Genomic DNA, 18,992 nt, shown 5'->3' with positions numbered 1-18,992 from the left:
TGTCCACCACCAATCCGCGTAGGAGCGGGTTTACCCGCGAATACGGTAGTGGCGGCAACGGTGACCGACGGGTGGAGATTGGCCAGCAGGGCCGGCCTCTTCGCGGGTGAACCCCTCCTACACGGCGGCCTGTGTCCAACCCCCGAGGTGTGTCCACCACCAATCCGCGTAGGAGCGGGTTTACCCGCGAATACGGTAGTGGCGGCAACGGTGAACGGCGGGGGGAAATTGGCCAGCAGGGCCGGCCCTTTCGCGGGTAAACCCGCTCCTACCAGCTGGACTGCCCCCCCCCGATGCCTACACCGACTCGTCAGCCGGCCGCGCCCCCTCCTGCACCAGCACCATGCTCTGCGGCGAAGACAGTGGAATGCCTTCATCACGCAACCGGCCAAGAATGGTGAACAGCAGGTCGCTGCGGGCTCCCGATACCTGCCGCGGCCCGGCCACATAGCCACTCACACCAATCACCATGCCGCTGGCCGTCAGGTCCTTGAACGACACCGAGGCAGCTGGCGCATCCAGAATCGCCTCATGCTCATGGTAAGCCGCCAGCAGCAGCTCCCGAACGCGGTTGGCATCGGTCTCCAGCGGCAGTGTCAAGGTAATGCTGACCACGCCCAGCGCATTGCCCATGGTCACGTTGCGCACGTTCTGCGAGATGAACTGCGAGTTGGGCACGATCACCGTGGAACGGTCAGACATCTGGATCTCCGTGGCGCGCACGTTGATGCGGCGGATATCACCCTCGACACCCGCCAGGCTGACCCAGTCGCCGACCTTCACCGGGCGCTCGGTCAGCAGGATCAGGCCGGAAATGAAGTTCTGCACGATCTGCTGCAAACCGAAACCGATACCGACCGACAGGGCACTGACCACCCAGGTCAGGCTGGTGAGGTTGATACGCAAGGTCGACATCACCAGCATGGCCAGGAACAGGAAACCCAGGTAACCCACCAGGGTCACCAGCGAGGCCCGCATGCCGGCGTCCATCTCGGTTTCCGGCAGCAGGCGGTCGCTCAGCCAGCGCTTGACCACACGGATGGCGAACAGGCCACCGAGGAAGATCGCCAAGGCCAGCAGGATGTCCTGCGGCACGATGTTCAGGTTGCCGAGCACCTTGCCGCCGGTCCCATCCCAGTCGCCCAGACTCAACAGCAATTCGCTAGGGCTGGTGCCCGACGGCATCAACACCAGCAGCAGTGCCAGGAACAGCACGACAGTGCGGCCGATGCCGGCCAGTATGGTGCTGGCCTGCGCCTGATGGCGAGGCGCCAGGCCCAGGGTCGACGCCAGTGCCAGGCCACCGGGCTGGCGGGGCGACAGCAGGGTTTCGCACAGGTCGCCGAAGAAGGTGGTCAGCAAGTAGGCACAGGTGATCACCAGGCTGACCCACAACAGCTTGGCGGTGAGGAAATAGGCGAGTGTCAGGTAGCCGGTGAGCAGTGCCAGCAGGATCAACGTCAGCCAGATGACCATCACGAACGGGATCAGCCCGGCCAGGCCCGTCGGGCGCTCCAGGTCATGCTTGCGCAGGGTGCGGCGGTAACACAGCAGCGCGCCTGCAAAGGTGAGCGCCACCACCAGCGCGGTCAGCCCGTTGACGGCCACCGTCAGCGCCAGGCTGGCACCGATCACGCTGTTCATGCGCTCCATGGTCATCATGACCATCAGTGCCAATGCCAGCACCTTCGGGAACCAGCCCAGCGCACTGGCGACTTCGTCGTGGATCGCCGGCAACCGCCAGGACGGACGCTGCAGCATCAGCATGGCGCGGCCCAGGCCTGTGATGAAGGCACTGAACACCACCAGGGTGAGAATGTGATTGGTCAGGCTGGTGATATCCGAACCCAATCGCGCATTGCTTTCCAGCCCCCAGCGCAGCAAAGACACCGAGCCGGCGATGGTGCCCAGGGTTGCCAGGCTAACGCCCAGAGCCAAGGCGCTGCGGCGCAGGCGGCCCTCCGGCAACCAACGGATCATGGCACTGGCCAGCAAGCGTTCAAGCACGCGCCGTACCAACGTCCACACCAGAATCGCCGCCACCAGGCTGGCAACGAACAGCCAGCGGTTTTCGGCGCTGAAGGCGCTGCTGATGGCGTCGGCCGCCTCGCCGCGCAGGTCACGCAGGCGCGCTACGTCGTCCTGGGTGGGGCGGATGATGCTCTGCCAGAACGCCGGGCTCAGCGGCGAGGCTGCGCGGCTGGTGATTTGCGAATTGAACTGGCTGCGGCGCAGGTTGACGATTTGCGTGGACAGGTCACGGGCCGACTGGGTCAGCTTGGTGGCCTGATCCTGCTGGGCTACCAGCGCCTTTTTCTCGGCCTCCAGCGCTTTGCGCTGCTGCGTCAGGGTAGCGGCCTCGTCCGGCTGGGCCGGGCCGATAACCTTCAGCTGATCGTCGAGTTTTCCCACATCGGCAGTGCGCAGCGCACTCAATGCATCAGCTTGACGCTGAACCTGCATCGCGCCCAGGCGCAGTTGCGACAGCACGTCGTCGTTGGCCTCGCTGGTGACGCCTTGGCGGATGAGGTCCAAGCGGTCGCTCAGTTGTTCGAGGCTGGCGTTTTCGTCCAGTGCGGGCGCCTCGGCAGCCGCCAGGTTGGACAATGGCGTGGCCGGGGCCGACCAAGCTGGGCTGACAAGCAACAGCATCAGGGCCAGCAGGGCAATCAGACCTGGGCAATAACGGGCAAGGCTGACACGCCTCATCGAATATTCCTCTTTGCAATTCGATTTGGCGGGGGATTCTACGCGGCTTCGGGCGGTCAGGAGAGTGCCGTTTCTCGCTTCAGCAATTGCTGTTTGCGCTCCACGCCCCAGCGGTAACCGCTGATGTCGCCATCCCGGCGCACGACGCGGTGGCAAGGGATGGCCACGGCAATACGGTTGGCCGCGCAGGCCATGGCGACCGCCCGCACGGCCTTGGGGGCGCCAATGCGCTCGGCGATGTCGGTGTAGCTGACCCGGCTGCCGGCCGGCACCTCACGCAGCGCCTGCCACACCCGTTCCTGAAACGCGGTGCCTTGTACATCCAGCGGCAGGGCCAGGCCCAAGGAGGGCGCTTCGACGAAACCGATCACTTCGGCGACCTTCTGTTCGTAGGCGCTGTCGCCGCCAATCAGGTGGGCCTTGGGGAACTGATCCTGTAGCTCGTGCAACAAGCCCTCGGGGTCGTCCCCCAGCAGAATCGCGCAGATGCCCTTGTCGCTCTGGGCTACCAGTATTGCACCCAGCGAGCATTGCCCAAGGGCGAAGTGAATGGTTGCCCCGGCACCGCCGGCGCGGTATTGCCGGGGGCGCATGCCCAGGCGCTGGTCGGCGCTTTCGTAGAAGCGGCTGTTGGAGTTGTAGCCGGCGTTGTAAATAGCATCGGTGACCGAGTGCTGGTCGTCTTCCAGGTGCGCACGCAGGCGCCGGGCCCGGAAGGCCGTGGCGTAGGCTTTGGGGGTAACCCCGGTTTCGGCCTTGAACAGCCGATGCAGGTGGAAGGGGCTGACGGCCAGCCGTGCACTGAGTTGGCCGAGGCTTGGAACGGGGTCGCTGGTTTCGATCAAGCGGCAGGCGTGAGTAACCAGCTGGCTGTGGCGGGTGGCGCTGGCCTTGCTGATACAGCGTTTGCAAGCACGGTAGCCGGCAGCCTCGGCAGCCGCGGCAGTGTCGTAGAACTCGACGTTCATGCGCTTGGCCTGGCGTGATTTGCAGCCGGGGTGGCAGTAGACGCCAGTGGTACGTACGGCGTAGACAAAGTGGCCTGTAGCGGCAGTGTCGCGGCTCTCTACGGCTTGCCAGCGTTGGTCGGGGGTGGTGTAGAGATTCATCTTTGTTTCCCGGATATGTTGTTGCCTGTACGGGCGATGCAAAAACCTCAGGCCCGCCACAGGTACCAGGCCGCCACGGTACGAAACGGCCGCCAGGCGCCGCCCAGCGAACGCATTTGCGCCGGTGTCGGCGCCGTCTCCAGCCCCTTGAGCCGCCGATACCCCTCGCGCACGCCAAAATCGTCCACCGGCAGAATGTCAGAACGCCCCAGGCTATAGATCAGCAGCATCTCCACCGTCCACCGCCCTACCCCGCGCAGCGCCACCAGGCGTTCGATCAACGCCTCGTCAGCCATGGTTAACGCCTGCTCCCGCGTCGGTACCAGGCCCTCCAGGGTGGCTTGAGCAATGCCCTGGACCGTCACCAGCTTGCTCGCCGAAAAGCCGCAGGCACGCAGGGTTTCCGGGGATACCGCCAGCAACTGCTCTGGCTGGGGAAAATCATCTGCCGGGAACAGTGCCAGCAAACGCCCCAGGATCGCCTCGGCGGCGCGGGCGTGCAGCTGCTGGTAGGCAATCGCCCGCACCAATGCCTCATAAGGCTCACGTCCCGGCGTAGCCTGGTGCAGGCAGGGCCCGATCGCTGCGATATGCCGTGACCAGTCCGGGTCAAGTGCCGCCAGGTGTTGCGCGGCCTCGTGATAGGCCTCGGGCGAAAGGTCGGCCAGCATCATGGCACCTCCATCAAGTCGATTGCAGGTCCAGCTTAGCGCAGCCGTTCATCGGGCAAACGCCGGTTCTTGCGCAGCTAATCTTTGGCATGCCATTGCTCCGCGCCATCTTCCTTGCATAGAATTGAGAACTATTCACAATCGCACACATCACTGGACTGGGCCTTCTCTACGATGCAGATCAACGACACGCTCAAGCCCACCGAGGTCGCTCTGCTCTACCAGTCTCACCATGCCTGGTTGCGTGGCTGGTTACGCAGCCGGGTCGGTTGCAGTGAACATGCCGCAGACCTGGCCCAGGATACCTTCGTGCGGTTGTTGCGCGCCCGCCAGGTGTCGCCGCTCAAAGAACCGCGCGCCTACCTCAGCAGCATCGCCCGTGGCTTGATGATCGACCAGTTCCGCCGCCGCGCGCTGGAGCGGGCCTACCAGGAAAGCCTGGCTCACCTGCCCGAAGCAGAAGTGCCCAGCGAAGAGGATAAGCTCGTCATCCTCGATAGCCTGGAACGCCTCGACCGCGCCTTGCAGCAGTTGAAACCGCGCGTCCGCCAAGCGTTCCTGCTGGCCCAGCTAGACGGTTTGAGCATCGTGCAGGTTGCCCAACGTCTGGAGGTGTCCAGGGCCACCGTCGAGCGCGATCTGGCCAAGGCCTTGGGCGTCTGCTACCGGTTGCGCTATGCCGATGCCTGATGGTACGCCCGCACAGGCGCAGGTCGATCAGGCCATCGACTGGCTGGTGAAGCTGCGTTTCGACACCCCCAGCCCGCGCACCGAGCAGCAGTTTCAACACTGGCTGGCCAGCCACCCACACAACCGCCTGGCCTGGCAGCGAGTCAGTAATCTGGGTGATGAATTGGCCGGGCTGCCCAAGGACCTGAGCCGGCGCACCCTGGACGCTAGCCAGCACCCAAAAGCCAGCCGCAGGGACCACCTGAAGTTGCTGGGGCTGTTGGCCGTGGGCGGCAGCCTGGGCTGGGCCGCGCGCGAACCGCTAGGCCTGCCACAGCTGCTGGCCGACACCAGCACTGCCACAGGCGAACGGCGCCAATGGCAAGGCAGTGACGGCAGCCGCATCCAGCTCAACACCGCCAGTGCCATCGACTTGCACTACAGCGCGGAGCAACGCCAGCTGAAACTGATCCGTGGCGAGGTCAGCCTGGAGAGCAACCCCAACGACAACCGCCCGTTCCACGTCGCCACCCGTGTCGGCCCGCTGACCACCTTCGATGGCCAGCTGTTGCTGCGCGAAAACAGCCAAGGGCTGCTGCTGTCGGTGCGTCGTGGTGAAGTCACGCTGTTCCCTGCCTCGGCCTCAGCGAGGCAAGTGCTGCCCGGTGAAACCTTGCAAGTCACAGCCGACGGCAGCATTCAGGCCAGAACACTGCACAACGACCCCTGGGGTTGGACCGAAGGTGTACTCAGCGTGCAGCAGATGCCGCTTGCCGAGTTTGCCAGCGAACTCGGCCGCTACCGACCGGGCCTGTTGCGCTGCGCTCCAGAAGTGGCGGGCTTGAAGGTTTCAGGCACCTATCAGTTGGCAGACACCGGGCAGATCCTGCAACTGCTCACCCGCAGCCTGCCCGTGCGGGTCGAGTACAGGACACGCTATTGGGTAAGCATCGGCGCGGCGTAAAGGGATATCACTGCGCCACAGCCCGCATCCGCCCACGGCGCCGGTATGACTGCCTGGCAAAGCACACGAACAGCCCGGCCATCAGTGCCAGCGCCATGGGCAAACCATGCGGCGCGACATTCATGGCCGCCCCACTGACCAGCGGCCCGACCAGGCTGCCTACGCCCCACAGCAAGCCCACACTGGCGTTGGCAGTGACCAGGTCCTGGCCCTTGAAGCGCTGCCCGATCAGCACCAGCGCCAAGGTATAGATCCCCCCCGCCACCGCGCCCAGCACCACCAGCAGCGGCCACAGCAGCCAGGTCAGATTCAGCAGCCAGGGCAAACCGATGCCGATCACCATCGCCACCAGCCCGCACGCCAGGTGCAGCCCTGTGCGCTCAACCCGATCGGCCAGCCAGCCCAGCGGCAGCTGGAACAGCATGTCGCCGGCAAACACCACCGTCACCATCAACGCCGCCACGCCAACGGCAAAGCCATGGCTGGTGGCGTACACCGGCAGCAGCGACAGCACCACGGCATCGAAGAACGAGAAGAACAGCACCGCCATGCACAACGCCGGTGCCACCCGAAAGAACCCGGCCAGGCCGAAGCTTTTTTCGCCCTCTTCGTGCTCGACATGGTCGTTGGGCACCGTCAGCACGATGCACAGCAACGCCAGCCCATAACAGACCGTGACGACACCCGTGATCCACGGGCTATCGGCGCCCAACGCTGCCAGCATGGCCGGGCCCAGCACCTGAAAGCCCGTAAAGCTGGTGGCGTACAGGGCCATGATCTTGCCGCGGTTATGTTCGGGGCACAGTTCGTTGACCCACGACTCGCCGAGGATGATGGCGATCCCCATGCCGAGCCCCAGGCCCAGGCGCAGCAACGCCAGCAGCCACAACGAGCCGAACGCGGACTCGAGCAAGGCGATGCTGACCGTGCACAGGCTGAAACACAGAAGATAGATAGTGCGCCGGGTGAGATGGCGGCAGCAGGCATCGACCAGAAAAGCCGAGAGCATCATGCCGGCGGCAGGGATGGCCGAGATGATGCCGATTTCCAGTGTGCTCGCCCCCGCTTCATGCAGGCGCAACGACACCAGCGGCAAGCTGGCCCCCAAACTGAAACCCACGACAGAAACGGCGAACAATAAGCCCGCCAACAAACGCATGTTCATGTACCACTCCTGGCAAACCGAAAAGACGTGCAGAAACAGGCGCGCACGCCAGAACGGCGAGCGACGCGAAAGCGCAGATCAGTTCAGGCGAGGTGTGGCGAGAAGGTGAAGGCAAACAGCACGCTGCGGCGGCGCTTGAGCACCGTGTCACTCGGCCATGCACGACGCAGTGCCTGGAAGGCAGGCTGGCGGGCGTGTGGGAGGGACTGGGTACGGCGCATTGCTTTGGCTACTACGCAGGTGATTGAAAAAAGAGGCGGCACTCTAGCCACCTCCGGGGGGCTCGTCAATTGCCCAGGGGCCTCTGCCAGGCCCCCGGCGCGTTCAGCGTTTACCTGTACTTGGCAGCAACACCGCCAACAACCCGAACAATGGCAGGAACGAGCACAACCCATACACATATTCGATACCACGCAGGTCCGCTACGTACCCCAACAGCGCAGCGCCAATGCCGCCAAATCCGAACATCAGGCCGAAGAAGATCCCGGCAATCATGCCCACGCTGCCCGGCACCAGTTCCTGCGCATACACCACGATCGCGGAAAACGCCGAAGCCAGGATAAAGCCGATCACCACGCTCAGCACCGTGGTCCAGAACAAGTCGGCATACGGCAGCGCCAGCGTGAACGGCGCCACACCCAGTATCGAAAACCAGATCACAGCCTTGCGCCCGATACGGTCACCGATCGGCCCGCCAAAGAAGGTGCCCGCCGCCACCGCGCCGAGGAACAGGAACAGGTGCAGCTGCGAGCTGGCCACCGACACACCGAACTTCTCGATCAGGTAGAAGGTAAAGTAGCTGGTGAAGCTGGCCATGTAGAAGTACTTGGAGAACACCAGCAAGCCCAGCACGATCAACGCCGCGATTACCCGATTGCGCGAAATGCCGTGGGTGGCCTGCACCGCCTTGCGTGCCTTGGCCTGATTGAGGTGTTCCTTGTACCAGCCGCGCAACATCAGGGTAACGCCGAGGAAGAACAGCCCGGCCAGGCCGAACCAGGCCACATGGGTCTGGCCGAACGGTATGACGATGGCCGCTGCCAGCAGTGGGCCCAGAGCAGAGCCGGTGTTGCCACCGACCTGGAAGGTCGATTGGGCCAGGCCGAAGCGCCCGCCCGAGGCCAGCCGTGCAATACGCGAGGTTTCCGGGTGGAAGGTCGACGAGCCAATGCCCACCAAAGCCGACGCCAGCAGGATCATCGGGAAACTGCCAACGAAGGCCAGCATCACGATCCCCACCAACGTACACAGGGTGCCTAGCGGCAACAGATTTGGCGTGGGCCGGCGGTCGGTGAAGAAGCCGACCCAAGGCTGCAACAGCGAGGCGGTGATCTGGAACGTGAGCGTGATCATGCCGATCTGGGCGAAGCTCAGGTCGTAGTTGGCCTTGAGCATCGGGTAGATCGCGGGCAGCACCGACTGGATCAGGTCGTTGATCAAGTGCGCCAAGGCGCAGAAACCGATGATACGCATCACCATCGGCGAGGCTTGGCTTGCCGCTGCCGGGGTGGATGCGGTGGAGGCACTACTGATGGCCATTTGCCTGAATCTCCGTCCTCTGGTTTGGGATCCGATTATCAGGAATCAAATAGATACATAGCTACCTTTTTTATCCCACTGTCGCCACGTACTTGAAAATGGTTCTCAATATAATTAGCATCCTCTGCCAATGACTCCTGTCATCGTTAGGCCAAACGGCCCCTATCGTGAGCAGACCGCCCCCATGAGCCCGATGTCCGCCAAGCAGCTGCAGCCCGATCCACAACAGGAAGCGCTGGCGTGGTTTTCGTTGCTGCGCCAGCCCGGTTGCGACGAAACCCAGCGCCAGGCATTTGCAGCCTGGTGCCAGGTACAAGAGAACGCCCACGCCTACGCCGAGCTGGAGACGTTCTGGCAACAGCTGCAACCCGCACCTGCCCGCCCTCGCCCACGGCATGTCACTGTCCGTCTCAGTCACCTGGGTAAAGGGTTGGCGCTTGCGTTTTTGCTAGGGTTAGCCGCTGCAGCTTACCTGTACTGGCCGCTGATGCAGCGTCTGGCCAGCGAGCTGCACACCGATGTGGGAGAGCGCCGCAGCATACGCTTGGCGGATGGCACGACATTGAACCTGGACAGCGCCAGCGCGATGAACGTCGACCTGCGCGGCCGCACCCGCCAACTGCACCTGGTGCAGGGCCAGGTGCATCTGGAAGTCGTGCTCGACGGGCGCGCCATGGACGTGGAAGTGGGCAACGCACGCATCCAGGTATACGGCACTCGCTTGCAGATAGCCCGCCATGCAGGGCGCGACGAACTCGTGGTATTCAGTGGCAAGGCCATGGTCACCCAGGGGGGTGAGCAGCGGATGGTCTCGGCGGGTGAGCGGGTAACCTTCGATGACACACGCATCGACCCGGTGCGTAAGGTTGATCTGAAAACCGCTGACAGTTGGCGCAATGGCCGCCTGAAAGCCACAGACATGCCATTGAGGCAGGTGCTGGAGCGCCTTGCCGGTTACCAAGGGCAGCGTCTGTGGATGATGGATGAACAAGTGGCTCATCGCCGTGTAAGCGGCGACTTCAACCTCGACCAGCCTGGCCAAAGCCTGCAATCCCTGGCTGCAGCCCAGCAGTTGCAGTTGCTGGGCGTGCTCGGGCACTGGCTTGTGGTGCGCTGAAACCGGGGCTGGCCGCTAAGTTTTTGAAAGCGTGCAAATTTTTTTTGAAATGAGTGTTGACAGAGGGGGCGTTCAAGAGAATAATGCGCGCCATCGGCTACATAGCTCAGTTGGTTAGAGCATAGCATTCATAATGCTGGGGTCCGGGGTTCAAGTCCCTGTGTAGCCACCATACAAGACGAAGGGCTTACCGCAAGGTAAGCCCTTTTTCTTTGCCTGCGAAAAAGTTGCTGATGCCCGCGCCAACCAATCCCGCAGCAGCCGGGCGCCGAATCACAGGTTTCGGCGCTGCTATCGTCGCCTCAACGTATTCCGGTCACCGCCACAGCCAGGCCAAGCCCGATCAGTGCCAGACCAATGGCCCGGTCCACCAGCACTTGCCGCTCGATCATCGCCCTGCGCAATGCCGTACTGGAGAAAAATACCGCCACCAGGCTGAACCATAGCCAATGGGCAACGGACATGAACGCACCGTAGGCGAAGTTCAGCGCCAGCGGGCTGCCAGGCTGCACCACCTGGGTGAAGGCACTGATGACAAACAACATGGTCTTGGGGTTGAGGGCGTTGGTCAAAAAGCCGGTGCGCAGCGCTTGCAGTACGCTGGCAGCAGACTGGCCAACCCCGTCCAGGCTGATGCGTCGGGTGTTGGTCAATGACTTGTACCCGAGGTAGATCAGGTAGCCTGCACCCAGCACCTTCATGACGAAGAACAGCGTCGGGCTCTGGCTGATGATCACGGCAATGCCCAACACCGTGTACAACACATGCACCTGCACCCCCAGGGCGATGCCCACAGCAGCAGCCAGCCCGGCCTTGCGGCCCTGCGCATAGCTGCTGCGGGTGACCATGGCGAAATCGGCGCCAGGGCTGATGACGGCGAGCAAGGTGAACAGGGCGACGGCGATGAGTTCGGTCATGCTGAGGGCTCTCGATAGGCGATGGAAATGCACAGACCGCCGATTATCAAGCGCTTACAGATGCGGAAAAATCGATTTATGCTGAGATGAATCTGATAGTTTTGCTCACAGATATGTACAGCCTGCCTTGGCCTCTTCGCGGGTAAACCCGCTCCTACAGGGAAATATGTGGCCATGTAGGAGCGGGTTTACCCGCGAAGAGGCCGGCACAGCTGAACAGGGATATCATGAAACTGCCGCCACTCAACGCCTTCCGCTACTTCGACATTGCCGCCCAGACCGAGAGCTTCGTGCGCGCCGCCGAGCACTTGCACGTCACTCACGGCGCGGTCAGCCGCCAAATACGCCTGCTGGAAGAAAGCCTTGGCGTGGAACTGTTCGAACGCCGCAACCGGGCCATTTTCCTCACCCCCGCCGGTCGTGCCCTGCAAAGCACCACCCAGGCGATCTTCGAACAGCTCGAAGGCGCCGTGCAGCGCCTGCAGCAACAAGCTCGCGACAATGTGCTGGTGCTGTCTTGCGAGCCGACCATCGCCATGCGCTGGCTGATCCCGCGCCTGCCGCGCTTCCATGCCACCCACCCCGACCTTCAGTTGCACCTGGTAGCCGCAGGCGGCCCGCTGGACTTCGCCCGCAGCGGTGTCGACCTGGCAATTCGCCGCGACGACTTCCACTGGGACAACCAGCTGTACAGCCAGAAAATCTGCGATGAATGGATCGGACCGGTGTGCCACTCCGCCGCCAGCACCAGACTCGATGGCCAACGGCTGCTGCACAGCACCACACGCCCTGCTGCCTGGCCCACCTGGCTGCGTCTGAGCGGCCAGCAGGCGCGGCACTGCGAACGCAGCGACTACGAACATTTCTACCTGTCGATTCAGGCCGCCAGCGCCGGACTGGGCCTGGCCATTGCCTCAGCCCTGATGGTGCGCGACGAACTCGACAGCGGGCAGCTGCAGGCGCCGTTCGGTTTTGTGCGCGATGGCTCGGCCTACCACCTGCTCAGCCTGCAGCCTCTGGCCGACAGCGGCAAGCGCCAGCGCTTCGCCGAGTGGCTAATGGACGAATGCCGGAAGTGCCTGGCTCATTTGGGGTTGATACAGAACGACGCCCCCGCACCGCCATCACCACCCCAGGTGCGATAACCGGCGGTATCCAAATGGATACGGCCTGATGGGTAGCGGCCCAGCCCCATGTTCCAGGCTTGGCCGTGCTGCTGCCAGAAACGGCACAGTGGATTGGGGTCGGCCCAGGCCGGCAGCAGTATATCGACGGCGAAAGCGCGGGTATGCGCACTGTTTGCCGCCCCGCCCGCACAGGCGTTCAGGCGCGGCTCACGGTAAGCCGAAACCACCTCGAACTGGCGCAGGATGCCTTGATCGTCGAGTGCCTTGATCAACGCGAGGGTCGAGCGTACAGCCGCCCAATTGCCGGGGGGTGGTACGGCGAAAGGCGATGCGTGGCACAGTTTCCAGTCCGATGCCGAGCGCAGCAACTGGTGAATTGGCACTACACCGTAAAGCCGGACATCTACCAGCATTTCACGGAAAGGGCGGGTTTGATGATCACCCGCCCACTGGGCGAACATCCACACGTCGCGCTCGTCAGCGTGAGCAGCGCTTGCGATACACAGGCTCGCTGCCAAAAGCAGTTGTCTCATTCTTTATCCGTCCCTGCCGAGAACAAAGCCTGCGTGCCCGGGTACGCCCCCTGCAAAGTCAGTCTTCGAACAGGGTACAGGCCATCACCAGGGCGTCTTCACGGCCGCCGGCAATCGGATAATAGTCACGGCGGCGGCCAATTTCGTTGAAACCGTAACGCTCGTACAAACGATAGGCCGACTGGTTGCTGGCGCGCACTTCCAGAAAGCATTCGCGGCCATTGAGCTGATAGGCCCGGGCCATCAGGTGCTCAAGTAGGCGCAAGCCCAGGCCGCAGCCTTGGTTTTCCGGTTTTACGGTGATGTTGAGCAGGTGCGCTTCGTCGATGATCACGTTGATCACCCCATGGCCCACTTGCTGCTGGCCATCGAACATCAGCCAGACTTCGTACGACTTGAGCGCATCCTGAAAGATTCCACGGGTCCAGGGGTGACTGAATGCGGCATATTCGATCTTAAGTACGGCATCCAGATCCGCCTCGGTCATCGGGCGGAAGCTGATCGAGTCACTCATTCAACGCTCTTCCAGCGCGCCATCAGCTGGCGCATGGCTTTCCAGACGTCCGCCTTGCGTTGCGGCTCGTCCATCAACAGTTCAAGGCCCGGCAATGCCCAGGCGTCGCCCAGGCTGTCGAGCGTCAGGGTTTGGTAATAGGCGTCGGCGTCGACATTGGCGGCAAAACGCAGTGCCGGCAGGCCGACAAGCCACAGACAGGTACACGGGGCGTCTTCCAGGCGCGCCTGAACGAAGCCCTGGACGAAATCGCGCGCAGCCTCCGGCCCCTGGTCCATGTTGCCGCGCACCAGCAGTGGCCAGCGCACCGGCTCGCCGATGATCTGCGGGGCATCGGGCAGGCCGGCGGCGCGCAGCATGTCCTTGAGCAGCAGATAGGAGGGATCGCGGCTCTGGAACGGCTGACCGGTGGCCAGTTCAACCAGCAGCAGGCAACTGCCGGCGCGCAACAACTGCAGCGAGAAGCGCGGTGGCGGCACCGGTGCCGGGCGCGGAGCAGCGGGCTGCTCTTGTGCCTCGGCAGGCTTGACGGCGGGTTTAGGCACACTGCCCGGGCGCGGGATCTCGATTTTCGGCCGCTCGCCGGAGCGAGCCTGGGGGGTGACGGGCGTTTCGTTGGCTGCCGATGCCGGCCTGACCTCGAAATCGATGTCCTCGACCGGCACGACAGGCAGCAGCAACTCGGGCCGCGACGGTGCGGCGAACGGCAGCTCGGCGCGCGGCAGCCAGTGCACCACTTGCATGGCGGAAAGGTAGGCGCGGCGACGGGGTTCGGTCAGCAAGGGGCGGATATCCGAGGGGGTGAAGGCAATTGGGCATTCTAACGTGTACGCCGTGGTTTTTGCAGCGCCTATCAGACCGAGCGCCGTCACATGAACAACGCCTTACACCTGCACATCCCATGGTTATTTCTCATTACAGACCAAGGGGTAAAAACCACCCCCGCGAATGCAGTACAATCGCCCCCTTTTTCTTGGCAACGAGTCGAAGCCAATGATCGAACCCAAGCGCGTCCTGCGCGCCCTAGCCGAACACTGGGCCCTGATCGAGCCGCTGTGCGAGCGTTTCGACCAGGGCACCCTGAGCCTGGTCGAACTGCGCCAGCATGTGGCCCGCCAGCAGCTCGAAAGCACCCCGCAGGACATCACCCAGCTACTCGACGTGTGGATCCGCCTGGATATCCTGGTCCCGGTGGCCAAGAGCCCGAACCGTTTCGAGCTCAACGCGCAGATCCACGACTTCCTCGCCTACCTGCGCCGCGAACACCGGCTGGGCCTGTGCCTGGAGATCGAAGCCTACTTGCGCCACCTGGAGCGCCTGGCCGGGCACATCCAGGATGCCTTCGACAACCGCGACAGTGACGACCTGGCACGCCAGTTGCGCCTGCTCGACATGCGCGTGCGCGATGTGCTGAAAAAGCTCGACAACGACGAGCAGGCACTGGTGGCCGTGGCCGAACGGGCCAAGACCAGCAACCGCCAGATTCCGCTGCGCCAGCGTTATGCCGAAGTGCTGGCCACCTGGGACGAATACGTCGAGCCGATGATCCAGCTGGTCAACGCCGACGGCGCCTTCGAGCAGGGTGTACGCAAGGTCGAGACCGTGCTGCTGAAACTGCTGGGCGAACAAGCGCGCCTGGGCCACCTGGTCGACGACGACATGCTGCTGCGCACCCACGCGCGCATCCTGGAAATGCAGACCAGCGCCCAGTTGACCCTGCGCCACGCCCGCGAACTGCTGCTGCCGCTGCGCGAAGAAGCCCGCCGGCACAACGCCGTGACCCGCGGCGCCGCACTGGCCCTGTCGGTGATCCGGCGCAAAGGCATCGATGCCGTGCCGCAGGCGGCCATGCCGATGTTCACCCGCCCGCAAAGCACCTTCCTTGGCAGTGCCAGCCAGGTCGAGGCCTACGTTTACGCACTGGCTCGCTTCGAGCCCAAACCGGCGCGCTTCCCCAAAGCCCACAAGACCCAGTCCGGCGCCCTGCCCCGTGCCCCGCGCACGGTCAAGGAAATGGCCGAACGCTGCGAACAGGCCCTGCCACTGCCCGACTTGATGGTCTGGCTGCTGGAGCAGGAGCCCGAAGGCGCCACCGACGAGCTGCTGTACTGGTTCTCGCGCCTGTCGCGGGAAAAGCGCTTCAAGCGCGAACGCCTCGACCGCCGCGAATACACCACTCAGGAACATTTGGTCAGCCTGCATTCGTTCGCCCTGACCTCCAGCCGCGAAGACGCCCCCAGCGCGCCTACCGAACCCAACGCGAGCCCAGCCCATGCATCTTGATCTTTCCGAACTGTCCCAGCTCGCGCCGATCTTCCGCGAGCTGTTCAAAGGCTTCCACGTCAGCCGGCGCGACCCTGAGCTGTACGCCCAGCTGTCGAACTTCCAGGACCAGTACCGCACCCTGTTCAAGGCCCTGGGCTTCGAACTGGTGTGCGATACCCGTGGTTTCTACTACTTCGTGCCGGACATGACCGCCGCGCAGGTCAACAAGACCGCGCAGCGCCTGTCGCTGTTCACCTTCATCCTGGTCGAGCACCTTGCTGACCAGGGCCGCGACCCGATGGCCGTGCTCGACGGTGGCAGCATCGGCCGCGACGAACTGCCCTCGCTGCTGGACAAGTACCGCGACCTTTTCCTGCAGGCCGAAGTGCAGACCGTGGACGAGCTGGAAGAAAAAATCCTGCGGCGCATGACCCAGCTCGGCTTCGCCCATGAGGAAGGCGGCATCTACCGCTTCCTGCCGCCCATGCACCGCTTCCTTGATGTGTGCCTGTCGGTGCAGCAGGACCGCGACCTGGCCGCCACCCTGCACAGCGCCCTGCCGCTGCCGACCCCGGTACTGGTCGAGGAAGAAAGCGCCGAAGAACTCAACCGTACCGACGACCCGCTCGACCTCACGCCTTTCCAGGGCGAGGAAAGCGAAGAGGACGCCCTGGCCCGGGCCATCCGCGAAGAGCAACAGGAGATTGACGCATGAGCCAGGAACGCTACGGCATCCGCCGCTTCGCATTGCTCAACACCGCCGGCTACAGCCTTGGCCTGTTCCCGCTGGAGCACCCGCTTTCGGTATACGGCGCCAACAACCTGGGTAAATCGGCGTCGATCAACGCCCTGCAGTTCCCGATCCTGGCACGCATGTCGGACATGAGTTTCGGCAAGTACAGCCTTGAGCAATCGCGCCGTTTCTACTTCGCCAGCGACACCTCGTACATTCTTTGCGAACTGAGCCTGCCCCACGGCCCGCACGTGATCGGTGTGGTCGGGCGCGGCCCGGGTGGCGGTTTCGGCCACCAGTTCTTCGCCTACAAGGGCGAACTGGACCTGGCCCACTACCAGAAGAACGACACCTGCCTGCGTCAGAAAGAGCTGTTCACCAACCTTGAACGCCTGGGGATCAAGGCTTACGAACTGAAGCCGGACGAACTGCGCCGGCTGCTGGTGGGCGGACACACTTCGGTGCCGCTGGACCTGACCATGATCCCGCTGCGCTCCACCAGCGAGCAAAGCCTGAAAACCTTCCGCGCGCTGTTCATCAACCTGCTGCACATGCGTGAGATCACCGCCGCCAAGCTCAAGCAGCTGTTCCTCGACGCCTTCGAACACAGCCTGCGCTCGGGCAGCGTCGACTACATCGCTGCGTGCGAGGAAGCCTTCCGCGACGTACGCCGCATGGAGCAGGACTACAACGCCCTGGTCGCTGCCGGCCCGTTGGTCGAGGCCCTGGCCGGTGGCGTGGCCCAGCGCGATATCCTGCGTGGCAAGCTGCACCGCATTTCGCCTGTGCTCGACACCCTGCTGGGCACCTGGCAGGAATACGCCATGGCGCGCAAGGAAGAGCTGGTCATCCAGTCCGAGCACTACCGTGGCGAGCAGGACCGCCTGCAGAACGACCAGCGTGGCGGCACCCAGGAGCTGATGCGCCTGGAGCGTGAAATTACCGGTATCCAGCGCTGGCTAGGCGAGCTGTCGGTGCTCAAGCACCGCTTTGCGCTGGTCGATGACGTCAAGGTACTGGAGCAGCACCTGCTGGCGGCCAAAGACGCCCACGACGAGCTGGCCGGCGCGCTGGCCCAGTCACGGCAGTTCAGTGCCGAAGACCTCGACGAGCGCGTACGCGACCTGGAAAAACGCCTGAAGCAGGTCAAGCAGCAGCTGGATCACGCTGACAACAACAGCTATGCCCGCCTGCGCGAAGAGTTCTCGCAGCAGGACGTCGACCGCCTGATGCGCCTGTTCAACGGCGCGCTGTTCAGCCTGCCGCTGGGCGATCGCGGTATCGAGCTGGACGACAGCGACCTGTGGGTAAAATCGCTGGAAGCGGTGCTCGACGGCTTCAAGGGCGAACGCTTCGAGGCCCCAGGCCTGGCCATCGACCTGACCCACATCGACCCGCCGGCACTGCAGGCCCTGGCCGACCGGGCCGCCCTGCGCGACCAGAAAGAGCGCCTGGAAAAAGAACTCAAGCAGCTCAAGACCCAGCAAGCCGTGGCCGCCGACCGCTCCGCCTCCAAAGCGCAGACCGAAACCCTGTACCAGGAAGTGCTGGACGCGCAGAAGGCGCTGGAAGACTTCCGCCGCAGCCAAACCCTCGCCGCCGAAGAGCCCGAGAAGCTGGAACAGCTCTCGCAGCTGGAAGCGGCCCAGGACGAACTCAAGCGCTCCAGCGACGCCTTCACCGAGCGCGTCCAGCAGCTGTCAGCCAAGTTGCAATTGGTCGGCCGCCAGCTCGGCGACCTCGAGTCCAAGCAGCGCACCCTGGAAGACGCCCTGCGCCGTCGCCAGCTGCTGCCGGCCGACCTGCCCTACGGCACGCCTTACATGGAAGCCATCGACGACTCGATGGACAACCTGCTGCCGCTGCTCAATGACTACCAGGACAGCTGGCAAAGCCTGCAGCGGGTGGACAACCAGATCGAGGCGCTGTACGCCCAGGTGCGCCTGAAAGGCGTTGCCAAGTTCGACAGCGAAGACGACATGGAACGCCGTCTGCAACTGCTGGTGAACGCCTACGCGCACCGTACCGACGAAGCCCTGACCTTGGCCAAGGCACGCCGCGCTGCGGTCACCGACATCGCCCGAACCCTGCGCAACATCCGCAGCGACTACGACAGCCTCGAGCACCAGCTGGCCCTGTTCAACCGCGAGATCAACAAGCGCCAGGTGTCCAACCTGGAAAGCTTCCGCGTGGTACTGGCGCCGAACAAGGAAGCGCTCAAGCACATCGACCAGATTATCCACAGTGCCGGCCAGTACGAAGAAGGCGAAACCCTGTCGGTCTTCGACCTGACCCAGAGTGCAGACCAGGACAACAAGAACGAAGAGGCCAAGGAGTACCTGGCACGGCTGGTGGCGGCCAACCACAACCAGCTGGGCCTGAAGGACCTGTTCGAGCTGGCGTTCGAGATCACCAAGGTCAATGGCCAGCCGATCATCCACGCCGACATCGACGGTGCGGCGTCCAACGGCACCACCATGACCATCAAGGCGCTGACCAACATGTACCTGCTGCTGCACCTGATGGACCGTGACCTGGCCGGGCGCATTCGCCTGCCGTACTACCTGGACGAAGCGGCAGACATCGACGAACGCAACCAGGCGGCACTGCTGGAGACCAGCCAGCAACTGGGCTTCGTGCCGATCCTGGCGAGTGTGAAACCACAGGTCTCGGCGCACGTTGCGATCGACCTGGAAGGTGGCAGCGGGCCGAACGGCATCTACATCGACGAGGCGGACTGGAAGTTCATCAGCCGGCTGGATGAAGTGAAAGCGGTTGTGCGTGAGGATCAGGCCGAGGAGCTGGCCTGAGATAGCCGGGGCCGCGTTGCGGCCCATTCGCGGGTAAACCCGCTCCTACGACGGCCTGTGTCCAGTCACCGATGCGTACGACGGCCTGTGTCCAACCACCGAGCGAATGTAGGAGCGGGTTTACCCGCGAATACGGTGGCGGCGGCAACG

General features: G+C 63.6%; 17 protein-coding genes and 1 tRNA gene. 8 read left to right on the top strand and 10 right to left on the bottom strand.

Features of this window, described 5'->3' with window-relative positions; translation table 11 throughout:
* Nucleotides 1-297: 297 nt before the first annotated feature.
* Genes N5D53_RS26155 through N5D53_RS26145 form a run of 3 tightly spaced genes read right to left on the bottom strand, consistent with a single transcriptional unit; the run spans nucleotide 298 to nucleotide 4,492 of the window.
* Nucleotides 298-2,709 (bottom strand): DUF3772 domain-containing protein, encoded by a 2,412-nt coding sequence (locus N5D53_RS26155; protein WP_121161010.1) that lies wholly within the window; start codon nucleotides 2,707-2,709, stop codon nucleotides 298-300.
* Between the two features lie 56 nt (nucleotides 2,710-2,765).
* Complete coding sequence (ada, locus tag N5D53_RS26150; RefSeq protein WP_129933727.1) at nucleotides 2,766-3,818, bottom strand: bifunctional DNA-binding transcriptional regulator/O6-methylguanine-DNA methyltransferase Ada; 1,053 nt, start codon at nucleotides 3,816-3,818, stop codon at nucleotides 2,766-2,768.
* 47 nt (nucleotides 3,819-3,865) lie between these two features.
* The gene (locus tag N5D53_RS26145; RefSeq protein WP_010951953.1) at nucleotides 3,866-4,492 is read right to left on the bottom strand and encodes a DNA-3-methyladenine glycosylase; all 627 of its coding nucleotides are present in this window, start codon (nucleotides 4,490-4,492) and stop codon (nucleotides 3,866-3,868) included.
* A gap of 171 nt (nucleotides 4,493-4,663) precedes the next feature.
* Between N5D53_RS26145 and N5D53_RS26140 the strand changes: the two genes are divergently transcribed.
* Together N5D53_RS26140 and N5D53_RS26135 are read left to right on the top strand one after the other, a co-directional pair.
* Nucleotides 4,664-5,179, top strand: a complete 516-nt coding sequence (locus N5D53_RS26140) for a sigma-70 family RNA polymerase sigma factor (RefSeq protein ID WP_104960762.1) — start codon at nucleotides 4,664-4,666, stop codon at nucleotides 5,177-5,179.
* Nucleotides 5,166-6,122: a FecR domain-containing protein gene (locus N5D53_RS26135; protein ID WP_177429880.1), complete on the top strand. Its 957-nt coding sequence runs from the start codon at nucleotides 5,166-5,168 to the stop codon at nucleotides 6,120-6,122. The genes N5D53_RS26140 and N5D53_RS26135 overlap by 14 nt, the downstream gene beginning before the upstream one ends.
* A gap of 7 nt (nucleotides 6,123-6,129) precedes the next feature.
* Here the strand turns inward: N5D53_RS26135 and N5D53_RS26130 are convergent, their stop codons facing one another.
* The 3 genes from N5D53_RS26130 to N5D53_RS26120 form a co-directional block, all read right to left on the bottom strand.
* The gene (locus tag N5D53_RS26130) at nucleotides 6,130-7,287 is read right to left on the bottom strand and encodes an MFS transporter (RefSeq protein ID WP_190869701.1); all 1,158 of its coding nucleotides are present in this window, start codon (nucleotides 7,285-7,287) and stop codon (nucleotides 6,130-6,132) included.
* An 83-nt stretch (nucleotides 7,288-7,370) separates the two neighbouring features.
* Entirely contained in the window at nucleotides 7,371-7,508 is a 138-nt protein-coding gene (locus N5D53_RS26125; RefSeq protein ID WP_003247435.1) for a hypothetical protein, read from the bottom strand.
* A 103-nt stretch (nucleotides 7,509-7,611) separates the two neighbouring features.
* Nucleotides 7,612-8,826: an MFS transporter gene (locus N5D53_RS26120; RefSeq protein ID WP_129933724.1), complete on the bottom strand. Its 1,215-nt coding sequence runs from the start codon at nucleotides 8,824-8,826 to the stop codon at nucleotides 7,612-7,614.
* A gap of 193 nt (nucleotides 8,827-9,019) precedes the next feature.
* On the opposite strand from N5D53_RS26120, the gene N5D53_RS26115 reads away from it, so the two are divergent.
* Together N5D53_RS26115 and N5D53_RS26110 are read left to right on the top strand one after the other, a co-directional pair.
* Nucleotides 9,020-9,943, top strand: a complete 924-nt coding sequence (locus tag N5D53_RS26115; RefSeq protein ID WP_279841046.1) for a FecR domain-containing protein — start codon at nucleotides 9,020-9,022, stop codon at nucleotides 9,941-9,943.
* Between the two features lie 95 nt (nucleotides 9,944-10,038).
* Nucleotides 10,039-10,115 (top strand) — tRNA-Met (locus tag N5D53_RS26110).
* 130 nt (nucleotides 10,116-10,245) lie between these two features.
* On the opposite strand, the gene N5D53_RS26105 is transcribed toward N5D53_RS26110, so the two are convergent.
* Entirely contained in the window at nucleotides 10,246-10,860 is a 615-nt protein-coding gene (locus N5D53_RS26105; protein ID WP_014589638.1) for a LysE family transporter, read from the bottom strand.
* 227 nt (nucleotides 10,861-11,087) lie between these two features.
* Here N5D53_RS26105 and N5D53_RS26100 point away from each other — a divergent pair, with 227 nt between their 5' ends.
* Nucleotides 11,088-12,005 (top strand): LysR substrate-binding domain-containing protein, encoded by a 918-nt coding sequence (locus N5D53_RS26100; protein WP_279841043.1) that lies wholly within the window; start codon nucleotides 11,088-11,090, stop codon nucleotides 12,003-12,005.
* On the opposite strand, the gene N5D53_RS26095 is transcribed toward N5D53_RS26100, so the two are convergent.
* The 3 genes from N5D53_RS26095 to N5D53_RS26085 are packed head-to-tail and all read right to left on the bottom strand — an operon-like array spanning nucleotide 11,945 to nucleotide 13,816.
* The gene (locus N5D53_RS26095) at nucleotides 11,945-12,520 is read right to left on the bottom strand and encodes a D-Ala-D-Ala carboxypeptidase family metallohydrolase (protein WP_274140035.1); all 576 of its coding nucleotides are present in this window, start codon (nucleotides 12,518-12,520) and stop codon (nucleotides 11,945-11,947) included. The genes N5D53_RS26100 and N5D53_RS26095 overlap by 61 nt on opposite strands.
* A gap of 58 nt (nucleotides 12,521-12,578) precedes the next feature.
* Complete coding sequence (rimI, locus tag N5D53_RS26090; protein ID WP_004575708.1) at nucleotides 12,579-13,034, bottom strand: ribosomal protein S18-alanine N-acetyltransferase; 456 nt, start codon at nucleotides 13,032-13,034, stop codon at nucleotides 12,579-12,581.
* A complete protein-coding gene (locus N5D53_RS26085; protein ID WP_104960758.1) occupies nucleotides 13,031-13,816 on the bottom strand; it encodes an energy transducer TonB in 786 nt (261 codons plus the stop codon). Before N5D53_RS26085 ends, rimI begins: the two co-directional genes overlap by 4 nt.
* A gap of 211 nt (nucleotides 13,817-14,027) precedes the next feature.
* Here N5D53_RS26085 and mksB point away from each other — a divergent pair, with 211 nt between their 5' ends.
* The 3 genes from mksB to mksF are packed head-to-tail and all read left to right on the top strand — an operon-like array spanning nucleotide 14,028 to nucleotide 18,842.
* Entirely contained in the window at nucleotides 14,028-15,317 is a 1,290-nt protein-coding gene (gene mksB, locus N5D53_RS26080) for an Mks condensin complex protein MksB (protein WP_003247449.1), read from the top strand.
* The gene (gene mksE / locus N5D53_RS26075; RefSeq protein WP_003247452.1) at nucleotides 15,307-16,014 is read left to right on the top strand and encodes an Mks condensin complex protein MksE; all 708 of its coding nucleotides are present in this window, start codon (nucleotides 15,307-15,309) and stop codon (nucleotides 16,012-16,014) included. The genes mksB and mksE overlap by 11 nt, the downstream gene beginning before the upstream one ends.
* Nucleotides 16,011-18,842 (top strand): Mks condensin complex protein MksF, encoded by a 2,832-nt coding sequence (gene mksF / locus N5D53_RS26070; protein ID WP_190869703.1) that lies wholly within the window; start codon nucleotides 16,011-16,013, stop codon nucleotides 18,840-18,842. Before mksE ends, mksF begins: the two co-directional genes overlap by 4 nt.
* The last annotated feature ends 150 nt before the right edge of the window (nucleotides 18,843-18,992 follow it).

The sequence above is a fragment of the Pseudomonas sp. GD03862 genome, from assembly GCF_029840855.1.
Taxonomy (GTDB): domain Bacteria; phylum Pseudomonadota; class Gammaproteobacteria; order Pseudomonadales; family Pseudomonadaceae; genus Aquipseudomonas; species Aquipseudomonas alloputida.
Note: the sequence above shows the minus strand (reverse complement) of the source record. Positions and strands in the feature narration are given on the sequence as shown.